This window comes from Johannesbaptistia floridana, from assembly GCF_057440575.1.
Genome location: NZ_JALKVM010000241.1, coordinates 1 through 11,739, shown reverse-complemented (window position 1 = coordinate 11,739; position 11,739 = coordinate 1). Strand labels below are relative to the sequence as shown.

General features: G+C 36.1%; 12 protein-coding genes. 8 read left to right on the top strand and 4 right to left on the bottom strand.

Annotation, left to right across the window (positions count from 1 at the left end):
- Nucleotides 1–94: 94 nt before the first annotated feature.
- A complete protein-coding gene (locus MW688_RS15315; protein ID WP_486736880.1) occupies nt 95–1,282 on the bottom strand; it encodes an MFS transporter in 1,188 nt (395 codons plus the stop codon).
- A 229-nt stretch (nt 1,283–1,511) separates the two neighbouring features.
- On the opposite strand from MW688_RS15315, the gene MW688_RS15310 reads away from it, so the two are divergent.
- Entirely contained in the window at nt 1,512–1,700 is a 189-nt protein-coding gene (locus MW688_RS15310) for a type II toxin-antitoxin system HicB family antitoxin (RefSeq protein WP_486736879.1), read from the top strand.
- Between the two features lie 16 nt (nt 1,701–1,716).
- Here MW688_RS15310 and MW688_RS15305 read toward each other — a convergent pair whose 3' ends face one another.
- Both MW688_RS15305 and MW688_RS15300 read right to left on the bottom strand, forming a co-directional pair.
- Nucleotides 1,717–1,899 carry a hypothetical protein gene (locus MW688_RS15305; RefSeq protein WP_486736878.1) on the bottom strand — a complete coding sequence of 61 codons (183 nt, stop codon included), beginning with the start codon at nt 1,897–1,899 and terminating at the stop codon, nt 1,717–1,719.
- A gap of 111 nt (nt 1,900–2,010) precedes the next feature.
- On the bottom strand, nt 2,011–2,460 hold the full coding sequence (locus MW688_RS15300; RefSeq protein ID WP_486736877.1) for a rhodanese-like domain-containing protein: 450 nt from the start codon (nt 2,458–2,460) through the stop codon (nt 2,011–2,013).
- Between the two features lie 207 nt (nt 2,461–2,667).
- Between MW688_RS15300 and MW688_RS15295 the strand changes: the two genes are divergently transcribed.
- From MW688_RS15295 to MW688_RS15270, 6 genes are all read left to right on the top strand, one after another.
- A complete protein-coding gene (locus tag MW688_RS15295) occupies nt 2,668–3,114 on the top strand; it encodes a nucleoside deaminase (RefSeq protein ID WP_486736876.1) in 447 nt (148 codons plus the stop codon).
- Between the two features lie 90 nt (nt 3,115–3,204).
- Nucleotides 3,205–3,363, top strand: a complete 159-nt coding sequence (locus MW688_RS15290; RefSeq protein WP_486736875.1) for a YqaE/Pmp3 family membrane protein — start codon at nt 3,205–3,207, stop codon at nt 3,361–3,363.
- A gap of 42 nt (nt 3,364–3,405) precedes the next feature.
- Complete coding sequence (locus MW688_RS15285) at nt 3,406–3,807, top strand: mechanosensitive ion channel family protein (RefSeq protein ID WP_486736874.1); 402 nt, start codon at nt 3,406–3,408, stop codon at nt 3,805–3,807.
- Nucleotides 3,808–3,957: 150 nt separating this feature from the next.
- Entirely contained in the window at nt 3,958–4,947 is a 990-nt protein-coding gene (locus MW688_RS15280; RefSeq protein ID WP_486736873.1) for a hypothetical protein, read from the top strand.
- Nucleotides 4,948–4,959: 12 nt separating this feature from the next.
- Nucleotides 4,960–6,258, top strand: a complete 1,299-nt coding sequence (locus tag MW688_RS15275) for a phospholipase D-like domain-containing protein (RefSeq protein WP_486736872.1) — start codon at nt 4,960–4,962, stop codon at nt 6,256–6,258.
- 150 nt (nt 6,259–6,408) lie between these two features.
- Entirely contained in the window at nt 6,409–7,101 is a 693-nt protein-coding gene (locus MW688_RS15270; protein ID WP_486736871.1) for a response regulator transcription factor, read from the top strand.
- Here the strand turns inward: MW688_RS15270 and MW688_RS15265 are convergent.
- Entirely contained in the window at nt 7,070–8,851 is a 1,782-nt protein-coding gene (locus tag MW688_RS15265; protein ID WP_486736870.1) for a sensor domain-containing diguanylate cyclase, read from the bottom strand. The two genes, MW688_RS15270 and MW688_RS15265, sit on opposite strands and share 32 nt — an antisense overlap.
- A gap of 598 nt (nt 8,852–9,449) precedes the next feature.
- Between MW688_RS15265 and MW688_RS15260 the strand changes: the two genes are divergently transcribed.
- Complete coding sequence (locus tag MW688_RS15260) at nt 9,450–10,949, top strand: glycosyl hydrolase family 57 (RefSeq protein ID WP_486736869.1); 1,500 nt, start codon at nt 9,450–9,452, stop codon at nt 10,947–10,949.
- Nucleotides 10,950–11,739 lie beyond the last annotated feature (790 nt).

The window sequence follows — 11,739 nt, the reverse complement described above, 5'->3', positions numbered from 1 at the left end:
TACTTGCGCCCTTCTCGCGCTCATACTTGCGCCCTTCTCGCGCTCATACTTGCGCCCTTCTCGCGCTCATACTTGCGCCCTCCGCTCTTGCACTTCAAGACTCAGAAATTAGATATTTTTCTACTAACCAATAAATAGCTACAATCGCCGCTACTAAAGCGCTGAGATAAAAAGTATAAATTATATCAAAGTTTTTCCAGACAAATCCTAAAATGAGTGGGCAAATAAATTGTCCGAGGGAATTACAACCAGTACCAATGGCTATAATAGTAGAACGAAATTCAGCAGAGGTAGATTCGGCTAAGTCATTATATATGTTGGGGAGAATAATACCAAATCCACAACCAAAGACAAAGGCTATCAATAAAAGTAGTTGAGGATTAATTAACATTGGTATGAAAGTTAGGGAGACCGCCATTAAGGCAAATCCCAAGAAAATAGTTTTTTGATTACCCATTAATTTATGTGTCCAACTTGCCCCAGAAGCTGACATAATTGCTATGGCGATCGCGCTTGCCGCTAAAACCATGCCATTAAATTGAACATCAGATTGTATTTTCTGTTCTAGATAAACCGGAATATAAATAATCAAACAGTAGAGAATTGCCGAAGCTAAAATAATTGTGAGGAGTGAGCGTATAATCGGAGCACTCGTTAACTGGGCTAATAATTTATTATTGATAATTGTATCTAGTTGAGAATTAGTATTTATTTTTTTATGGGGTAAAACCAATGCTGCCAAAATAGCTACAGGAATAGCGATTCCATAAAGATAAAATGCCCATCGCCATTCCCAACTCCCTACCAAGCCACCTAATATGGGCATAAAAATTGTAGCAGTGGTCATGGCACTTGTAGCATAACCAAGGATTTTTAAGCGGGCTTCTCCCTGATAAATTGCACTCAAAATACTAATACAAGCGGCACTAATTCCCGCACTAGCTACACCTAAACAACTTCTGGTAACAAGTAAAGGGAAAAAAGAGTTAAGAAATGCCCCCAGGATGCCAAAAAATGAGAATCCCGCTAAAGATACTATCAAAATTTTGGTTTTACCAATCGAATCTGCTAATATTCCCCAAAAAGGAATTGATAGCATAATCGTGATACTATGGACACTCACCAAAATACCTGCCCACTGGGGATCTAAATTTAACTCTTTAACCATTTCTGGAAAAACAGGCGCTATCACACTTCCTGTCATAGTTGTGACGGCGCCTGCGGCAAAAAGCACGCTATTAATGATTAAAGACGATTGAGATTGAGAATATTTTTTGCCCAAGAATTAAGTGGTATTTTAGTAATTTTAGTATTTATATTATAATCTAGCACAGGTGACCAAAAGAGGGCAACGAATAGGTTCAGTCATCACAAAATCTTGTTCTCAGTTCTGACATTTTGCCAATTATCGTTCAAGAAAATGAATATGATATAGTTAAGAAAATAAAGTGAGCAGTCAGCTTCGCTGTGACTTTGGCGTTGCACTTATTATCAAACAATAGAGTAACAGTATGAAAGTATTTACAGCCATTATTGAAAAAGACAAAGAAACAAATCTTTATGTAGGTTATGTTCCTAACTTTGCTGGAGCACATTCCACGGGCAAAACCTTAGATGAACTACAAGCAAATTTACGAGAAGTGATTGAAATGTTATTAGAAGGTCAACATCCCACCACTAAATCGGAGTACCGATTATAGTGGTGGGATGTTGACTTCAACCATCTAAGTTTAAGCGTTCTTGATCTCTTTCTTCTAGTTTATCTTTAAGTCCTAGTTCTTCTTCTGGGGATACGTCTAAACCTGCTTTGTCTCCTAATCTATCTACGTCATGATCTCCTGGACTATTAGGATCGCTCATCGGCTGAGTTTTAGCGTATTTTTCTGGTTGTTTTTCCATATTATTTATTTTGATGATTACTAATTAAAAAATTAATGGCTGGTTTCAAGGAACTGAAGGCAATATTTATATTTATATTTATTGCAGTTAACCTTGAAACCTTACTAGCAGTTATTTGTTCGTTTGGGGAACCCAATCAGGTGTATAGGAAGCTACATCACTATTTCTTCCTTCAACGGAACCAGAAATAGCTTTCCAGCCTGCTAAACCACCATCTATTTGAGAAACGGTCATAAATCCTGCTTCTCGTAACTGATTAGCCGCTGCTTCTACCTGTTCTTCGTTTTCACCGTATACATAAATATCACGGCTTGAAGACATTTCTAAAAGGACTTTTTCAAAATCAGACAACAACATGGCACCAGTGATATGCTCATCCAAGAAAGATTCGCGATCGCGAGCATCAAGAATAGTTAGAGCTGGTTCACCCCAATCTAGACGCTCTTTCAAAGCCATAGAACTTGATACTGGAGTTTGTTGTGCAGGAGGTGAAGGAATCACCTCTTTTATTTTGTCTTTTGCTTCTAAAATTGGTTGAGCTTCTGCTTTAGCTTCTTCCATAATTAATAATCCTGTTATTTTTTTTACTTATTATTTCTTATTACAACAAAAATCGTAATTTAATTACTCTATCGTTGGTAATAAGTTAATTACTGATTGGTAATAAAATTTTTAAAAACAGGGAAGGGGGAATTACAATACTCAATATTGTTTTGATAGCCATTATGCTATTATTTGCATAAATTTATTTTTAGGTGTACTAATTATATGAATCACGAACAATTCATGAGAGAAGCAATCATAGAAGCAAAAAAAGGAGACTTACCCTACGGTGCCATTATCGTCAAAGACCAAGAGATTGTGTCTAGGGGATACAATACAGCCCAAAGGGATAATGATGTTTCTGCTCACGGAGAAATTAATGCTCTACGTAGTTTTAGTATAGAAAATGGGTATAGTTTAGATCTTTTAAAAGGTTATACACTCTACACTACCTGCGAACCATGTGGTATGTGTGCCTCTGCTTGTGTTTGGATTGGAATTTCTGCCATTGTTTTTGGAGCTTCAATTGAACAATTAATTTCAATTGGTACAGAACAACTTAGTATTCCTTGTACAGAATTAGTTAAATATGATTTTCACCCTGTCAAAATTAAGGTAACCGGAGGTATTTTAGCAGAAGAATGTTTACAGCTTTTTAAAGAAATCAGTTAAATATTTTTATATAACTCCAGCTAGATTTATCATGATGTTAATTAGTTTATAGTATTTTTATACATCAAAACAAAATGGTAAATAACTGATATGGATCCTTTAAGATTAATTTTCGCAATTCTACTCCCTCCTTTAGGAGTATTTTTACAGGTTGGGTTAACTACTCAATTCTTCATTAATATCATTTTAACAGTATTAGGATATATTCCCGGAATTGTTCATGCTGTTTGGATTATTGCGAAAAGATAAAAGCCAAGATAATCGAGCAATTCTAGAGTCATAGGAAGAATTATGATCGAGCAAATAACTGATACTATTATTAAAACTCTCAAAGAATTGCTCAGCAGTACTGTTTTATTCATCCCGGCAATTTTAATCGGCTTAATTGTTTTAATAATCACTAACTATCTTGCTAAATTTACTAGGCGGTTAGCTAACAATTTAGCAAAAAGCACAATAAAAAGTAGATCTTTACAATTATTATTATCAAAAAGTGTCTATGTAACTACTTGGGTTTGTGGTAGTTTACTAGCTTGTGTCCTTGCTTTTCCGGGGTTAAGATTAGGCGATTTAATTGCAACTCTTGGTCTTAGTTCTGTGGCCATTGGTTTTGCTTTTCAAGATATATTTAAAAATTTTTTAGCTTTTATTTATTTATTTACTATTTTATTTGATTATAAAACTAATAGCTAAGCCAAGTAATCATACTAAAGATATATAAAAAATAAAATTATTATTGTATATTTTAATTAGCAAAAATTGTCACCATGAACCCAAAGTTAGAGAAAATAAATGATAAAATTTAAAAAAAGTAAAGTAAAGTTTAATCAAGAGTAAAAATAAATGGCAGAAATACCAGAAAACATAACTCAAAAAACTATAGAAGAAGTGCAAAAGCTGTTAGAAAAAACCACAGTACAAACAGGAGAAACCCTAGAGGCGATCGCCACAAATTCTTTTGTCCGCTCAATAAATAATTTCCTGGGACTCGATTGGTTGATGACTTTCTTGGGAGAAGTGAATCTAGACAAAGTCAAGAAAAATATTCAAAAAGTTAAACTGCGCTACCCAGAAGCAACTGAAGCAGAAATAGCTCAATATTTAATTACCAATAAATCCTGGGAAGCAGCACGTTTGGGATTAATAACCAATATAATACCTCCCGTAGCTATAATATTAATAGGGTTAGAATTAACGGCTACAGCACGATTGCAAGCAGAAATGGTTTATGAAATCGCGGGAGCATACAATTTAGATTTAGAAGCATCCGCAAGAAGAGGAGAAGTAGTAACTATTTTGGGATTATCTTTCTCTCTAGATATACTCAAAACAGGCTTAAGTATAGTAGAAATTATTCCGGGAATTGGTGCAGTAATAGGGGCTTCTACTAACGCAGCGATACTGTATGTATTGGGACAAACCGCTACTCGCTATTACGGTAGTAAAAAAGAAGACGTGGCCTTGACAGAATTAGCAACAGAAAACCAGAAAGATTGGGAAGTGGCGATCGCTCAGTCAAAAATAGCAGATCAGGTGATTGCTTACATGGTAAAAGTAACTTATCCAGAAAAAGAATGGACAGAAATTTTACCTACCCTAGAAGAAATTTCTCCATCTTCAGTAAAAACTGTGGCTATATATCTCAAACAACCTCAATCTCTAGATACTTTACTAGCAAAGTTATCTCCAGAATTTGCTCCTCTAGTATTAACTAGATGTATAAAAATTGCTCAATCTCATGGGGAAATAACTCCAGAAGAAGAAAAAGTTTTAAGTCAAATTGCTCAAGAATTTAACTTAGATTTGGTCTCCCAAATGTCTTCAATTAAATAACAGGTAAATAACATGTTTTTATCTATACTGTGGTGGTTATTGGCCATCATAGTAATTTTATTACTAATCTTGGTAGTTGGTTTCTATTTCAAAGGAGCCTTTCGCGATCGCGTAGAATATCATATTGACTCTACCCCAAATCCTCAAGACCCAACTTTCCACCTATGTTTAGCTAGTATCACTAACTCCTTGGTTACCCAAGGCAGAATTACTCAAGTCTGGACAAGTATTGATTCGATTCAAAAAGCACGTATAGACGCTATTAATCAGGCACAAGTAAGCATAGATTTCGAGACTTTTTTTATGACCCCGGGAAAACGAGCTAGGGACTTTGCTAAGGCTTTAGCCGCTAAAGCTTTACAGGGAGTAAAAATAAGATTGATAGTTGATAGTTATGGTACCAAAAATATTTCAGAACAATACTGGCAAGATTTGCGTAAGGTTGGTGTAGACATAGTTTCTTTTAACTCTTGGCAATGGAAAGCACCTTTGGATTATGCTGGACGTACTCACCGTAAACTTTTGTTAGTAGATAATAAATTTGCCCTGATTGGTGGCGCTGGAATCTCCGACCTCTGGGATGGCACAGAAAAAGACGATGATCAACAACCTTGGTTAGATATAGAGTTTCAATTAGAGGGGGAAGTAATTCTTCAACTCAAAGGTATATTCTCTCAACACTGGACTTCTAGCGGTAAAAAAGAAGATTGGAAAGCTGTTAAACCCGAAAGTTTTCTGAATTTTACCGAAAAACAGTATCCTATACTCGTTACTCCCGGAGTTAATCCTCAATATAGCTTTTCTGCTATCAAAGCTTTAAAGTACAATAGCATCATTTCAGCTCAACAGAGAATTTGGCTTGCTAGTCCCTATTTTCTCCCGGATCTTAACTCTCAAGATTTACTAGTAGCCGCTAAAAAAAGAGGCGTAGATGTGAAGATTTTCACCACTAGTAAACGTACTGATAAAAAACCTGTTTACTATGCTTCCTACGAACATTATGGTAAATTACTGGCAGGAGGAATAGAAATTTACGAGTATCAGCCGAGTATGACTCATGGGAAAATGTTGCTCATTGATGACTGCTGGGTAATCACAGGGAGTGCTAATTTTGATCCCCGTAGTTTTGACCACAATGAAGAATTAGATATAATGACTACTCAACCAGAATTAGTTAACGCCGTTAGAAATTTGTTTGAGTTGGGTTTTACTCAAAGCCAACAAATCACTCTACGTCAGTGGAAAAAGCGCTCTTGGTTGCGGCACCGTCTTTTGGGTAATTTGGTTAAAATTATTGAATGGCAATTGTAAGTTTATAGTAGTTTAATTAGGGCGATCGCCGTCTTGTTGAACAAAATCGTTTTGTGCTGTCTCCATCTATAAGCTGACTTTAGATGAGGTTAACAAAACCAACAAATAAACGAAATAATATAGTAAATATATAGATTAGGTATCCCGTTTATGTATTCTTCCTCCACAACTATCACCCAAAACGTCTTAGTAGTCAAAACTGATTTAGGTTTTGGAAATTTAGCCAAACACACTCTTACTGATGCTGGATATAATTTGGTTACTCTGACTGATGCAGAACAAACCTTAGCCCAAGTAGAAGTCTTAAAGCCTGTGATGGTTATCTTTGATTATACCTTCATGGGTCAAGAAGCTTTAGATTTGTCTCGTCAACTTAGATATCTCAGCTATTGTTTTCCTATTTTAATTTTAGTAGGACAAGCAAACTTAACCATGAGAATCGCCTGTTTAGAATCAGGTGCCGATGATTATCTCCTCAAACCCATATACATCAAAGAGTTACAACAAATTCTCAAAATTTATCTACATCCTGCCGTTAATTCCGATGAGCAACTCAAGTTTGCTGAATTGAGTTTAGATTTAGCAACCCGTAGATTATTTCGCGACGGCGAAGCTATAGATTTAACCATGAAAGAATTTGAGCTACTCAAATATTTAATGTCTCATCCTCAAGAAGTATTGAGTAGAGAGCAAATTTTAGAAAATGTCTGGGGTTATGACTTTGAGGGAGAATCCAACGTTATTGAAGTGTACATTCGTTATTTAAGACTCAAAATTGAGCAAAAAGGCAAAAAAAGACTTATTTACACTGTCAGAGGGGTTGGTTACGTCTTGAAGGAGTAGAACTAAAGTTAGGGAGTGATGAAACTGTCACTAGACAATTTCTTCCCCTTTGTTTGGCTTGATACAAAGCTTTATCTGCCCCTTGTATTAACTGAGATATAGTTTGACCATCTTCAGGGAAACAGGCTAGACCAATAGAAATACTAACAGCATAGAAAGCTTGTTTACCCTGATTCACTCTTACCTCTTTTACTCCTAGACGAATTCTCTCCCCCATTTTTTTACCCACCTCCAGAGAAACACCCGGTAAAATTAGGGTAAACTCCTCTCCACCATAGCGGCAGGCAATGTCTTCTTTACGGATACTATGACGTAAAAATTCTCCTAATTTCTTGAGGATCATATCACCTCCCTCATGACCAAAGGTATCGTTATAATACTTGAAATGATCAACATCAATCATCATCACCACCAGGGGTTGTTGCTTAGATTTAGCTTCTGCTAATTGAGATACTAGAGATTGTTCTAAATAACGTCGATTATATAATCCTGTTAAAGAATCACTGAGACATTCATTGATGAGTTTCTCTCTCATTTTGAAATTGGCTATGGCTATGGTAAGCCTTGTGGTTAATTTTTTGATGTATTGTTTTTTTTCTACAGTTAATTCCTCTGTTTGAGGAAAAATTACTGATAATACTCCAATCATTTCCCCTAAAGCAATCATGGGAATGCAATAAGCTGATTCCAAGTTAGTTAATGATATCTGTTTACAAACAATAGCTGAACATTTCTCTTGATTTCGATAAGATTCAGATAGACGACGTAAACACAGGCAATTCTTCAGATTTAAAAGCCTGTTACTAAATCTGAAGTTTCCCCAACTTGTCATCATCTCTGGGGGTGATTGAGATTTATTAAATAAAAAAATTGCTCCACAAGTGTTCGGTAAAAGTTGTGCTAAAGATGTTTCTATCAGGGAAATAGCTTCACTTGTCTTATTACAAATTTGTAATGAGTCTATCAAATTAGCCAATAACTCCATCTGACAGTATTTTTGTTGCAGATTTTTCTCTGAATTACTGATTTGAATCTCTGTTTGTTTACTATCAGTAATATCTCTGTGAGTACCGATAAATCTGATGGCTTTACCCTTTTGGTCCCAAATCCCTTGGCCACCTGCTAAAATCCATTTATAAATACTGTCTTTGGTGATTAGACGGTATTCATCTTCGTAGTTAATAATTTCTCTGTTGAGATAGCTACTCAGTTTGGCGATCGCCCTTTGGCAATCTTCCGGGTGTAATCTGTTAATCCACTCGTTAATATTCTCTTTTATTTCTCCTTGACTGTGACCGACAATTTCTTGCCATCTGGGTGAATAAAATACATAATTACTTTCAAGATTCCAGTCCCATATACCGTCTTCGCTTGCAGCTATTGCTGATTTCCAAGGATCTTTTTCTGACTTTTGTTTAACTAATTTTTTCCTTTTCTTGCTAATTTTGCTGATTAAGCCTAAAACTATTTTTTTACTCTCGTCTTGAGTGATTTCTCTGAGTGATTCAGATACCCAACGCCATTTGCCTTTGGGGTTTTTGACTCTATATTCAATTTCTATTGCTTTGTGTTGAGTAGAACTTTCTATAGCTTGATTAACTCGATATTTATCCTCTCGATGGATCAATTTATACCATGAATCGGGGCAATCCTTCAAGGCATCTTTACTTTCACCTAAAATTTCCTTAACTTTTGCTGCATAGGAAATCTCACCTGTTATTTTAGATAAATGATATATAGTTTTTAGCAATTTTTTTCCCCTTTCCCATTTTGTCTTCCTTCGCCCTTTAGTTAGAGGCGTTGAAGCTGTTCTTTTTGCTTGACCAACTTTTATGTAATATTAATTATAGTTGTATCTATTATTTTATATTGTCGTTTCAATCTATTATAGTTCTTATATATTGCTTAAATTCCATAAACAATCTTAAGATTTTTTATGGAATTTAAGGTAAATATGTATTAAATTATACAATAATTTTTCTGGTTTTTTAATTATCATAGCAGTAGTTCGTGTGGTTCTACCGAGTGAACTATGCTGAATCTTCAAAAACTGAGACAGGGCAAGAATTTAAGTTTTTGAGAGATTTCTAGATCTGAATTACTTGCCCTCTCTCACTTATATCCATTTAAACCTTGTTTTTAGCATAATTTAGTTTGTAGAACCAATTAGCATAATTTTTTTACTTAAAATAAAAAAAGTTGATTTCAATCAGAAGCTTTTAACAATTCTTAATTTTTTTCTTGAAACATTCCAAAAATAGAGTTAGTCAGAAAAAAACCTGCTTTCTAAACTAATCTTAAATACTACATATAAGTTTAGTTAAAATCAAGAAAAACATCTATATACTATGAACAACACCACTCTACTCACATCTTTACCTCAACTAGACCCAATGAAACAAGGATTACCTAACTTTTGTGGTTGGGAAACAGAAATTAATCAAGTAGTTAATCAATCTGAATCTTTATATTTACCTAATACTAGTTTGAGTGTAGAAGAATTAAAAGCAGGCTTTGCTTGTGCCTTACACATGCACCAACCCACCATACCTGCGGGAAATAATGGATCGCTAATTAATAATCTTCAGTATATGTTTGAACATCCCCAGGAGGGAGATAATCACAATGCTGGTACCTTTGCTTGGTGTTATGGTCGTATGGGTGAGTTTATTCCCCGATTAGTGGATGAAGGTCGTCAACCGAGAATCATGTTAGATTACTCGGGGAACCTATTGTGGGGATTACAACAAATGGGTAGAGAAGATGTGCTGAATAATCTCAAAAAGATTACCTGCGATCGCCAATATCAACCCTACGTAGAGTGGTTAGGTACTATGTGGAGTCATGCAGTAGTACCATCAACACCGATACCAGACCTCAAACTACATATCCAAGCCTGGCAACATCACTTTGCCGCCATCTTTGGCTATGAAGCCTTAAGTCGAGTTAAGGGATTTTCACCTCCAGAAATGCACCTACCCAATCATCCAGATACCCTCTATGAATATATCAAAGCTTTAAAAGAATCTGGTTACCGTTGGTTATTAGTACAGGAAAATAGTGTGGAACGCCTCGATGGTACCCCCCTCCATCATGATCATAAATATCTCCCCAATCGTCTCCTAGCTCGTAATAGTCAAGGAGAAACAATTAGTATTACAGCATTAATAAAAACCCAAGGGTCTGATACTAAACTAGTAGGACAAATGCAGCCCTACTTTGAAGCAAAAGGACGCGATCGCCAACTTATTGGTGAAGTGTCTGTTCCCTGTTTAGTCACACAAATTGCCGATGGAGAAAATGGCGGTGTGATGATGAATGAATTTCCCCGAGATTTTGAGAGAGTTTGGCGAGAAATACCCACCAGTGGAGAAAGGGTTACAGGAGTGAATGGGACAGAATATTTAGAATTAATCACTGCTAAGGGAGTAAAAGAAGAAGATTATCCTACTTGTCAAGCTATCCATCAACATAAAATATGGCAACGAGTAAACCCACAGGAGACAAGTTCAGAAAAAGTAAAAGAGGCGATCGCTTTTCTAGAGACAAATGATCATCAATTCCAGATGGATGGGGCTTCTTGGACCAATGATATTAGTTGGGTCAAGGGTTACGAAAATGTTTTAGGACCGATGCAGGAGTTAAGCAGTTTATTTCATCTTAAATACGACTCTCTAGTAAAAGAAGATCCCGATATTCGTAAAACATCTGAGTATCAACAGGCCCTACTATACAATTTATTAGCTCAAACTAGTTGTTTTCGCTACTGGGGACAAGGTGGCTGGACTGATTACGCCCGAAGAATTACAGAGGATGCTAAAAGCTTACTGAATTCAAGCTCTTTGTAGAAAACCTACCCCTGTGAGATGGGCGCAAGCCTGGGTATGGGGCGCAAGCCAAAGATAGGGGCGCAAGCCTTGCGCCCCTACTCAAAGAACAAATTTATCATTTGGTTGTCAAAAATCTATCCCTGTGGTTTGTAGGTATTGTTGATATAAATATAAATATTGTTAAGATTACAGTACACATGGCTACAGTAAATATTTAGCGATCGCCTAGATTATAGTAATATGATGTACGGGCAAGGTTTGCACTTAGACCAAAGCACGCAAATACAAAAGTATGAGTAGGGTGTGTTAGGGCGAAGCCCGTAACGCACCGCTAGATGAGTTTTGAAGTAATAAGTAATGAGTAATGAGTAAGAAGGTAGTAACCTGTAGGTTGGGCCCTTGGTCACTACACCCAACATCTTCCACCTTTGCCAAAATTTACTGATGGGGGAGAGAGGGAGATGGGGAGAAATTTTAAGTAAAATTACTTAATTTGCTAGTTAAATGTATATTGCTATACATTATTTTATTAAACAAAATCTGAAAAAGCCCTGTTGGACAAGTTACTGGTTTTGTCAAGTTTTATGTTAAGAAAGATGTTTATAAAGCATTGCTTGGTAAGGGGGGTTGGGGGGATCATATATAGCAAGCTCGCAAATAGATGTTTACAGTTATTATGAAAAGCCCCCCGAGTTTGCGGGGGGTTGGGGGGATCATTAGTGATCAATGTTGTTAACACTACTGCGGTCACTGCTATAGCAAGCTCGCAAATAGATGTTTACAGTTATTATGAAAAGCCCCCCGAGTT

What these genes read in the sequence shown, in the direction of transcription:
- MW688_RS15310 (WP_486736879.1), top strand. Translation starts at nt 1,512, where the DNA reads ATGAAAGTATTTACAGCCATTATTGAAAAAGACAAAGAAACAAATCTT.
- MW688_RS15305 (WP_486736878.1), bottom strand. Translation starts at nt 1,899, where the DNA reads ATGGAAAAACAACCAGAAAAATACGCTAAAACTCAGCCGATGAGCGAT.
- MW688_RS15300 (WP_486736877.1), bottom strand. Translation starts at nt 2,460, where the DNA reads ATGGAAGAAGCTAAAGCAGAAGCTCAACCAATTTTAGAAGCAAAAGAC.
- MW688_RS15295 (WP_486736876.1), top strand. Translation starts at nt 2,668, where the DNA reads ATGAATCACGAACAATTCATGAGAGAAGCAATCATAGAAGCAAAAAAA.
- MW688_RS15290 (WP_486736875.1), top strand. Translation starts at nt 3,205, where the DNA reads ATGGATCCTTTAAGATTAATTTTCGCAATTCTACTCCCTCCTTTAGGA.
- MW688_RS15285 (WP_486736874.1), top strand. Translation starts at nt 3,406, where the DNA reads ATGATCGAGCAAATAACTGATACTATTATTAAAACTCTCAAAGAATTG.
- MW688_RS15280 (WP_486736873.1), top strand. Translation starts at nt 3,958, where the DNA reads ATGGCAGAAATACCAGAAAACATAACTCAAAAAACTATAGAAGAAGTG.
- MW688_RS15275 (WP_486736872.1), top strand. Translation starts at nt 4,960, where the DNA reads ATGTTTTTATCTATACTGTGGTGGTTATTGGCCATCATAGTAATTTTA.
- MW688_RS15270 (WP_486736871.1), top strand. Translation starts at nt 6,409, where the DNA reads ATGTATTCTTCCTCCACAACTATCACCCAAAACGTCTTAGTAGTCAAA.
- MW688_RS15260 (WP_486736869.1), top strand. Translation starts at nt 9,450, where the DNA reads ATGAACAACACCACTCTACTCACATCTTTACCTCAACTAGACCCAATG.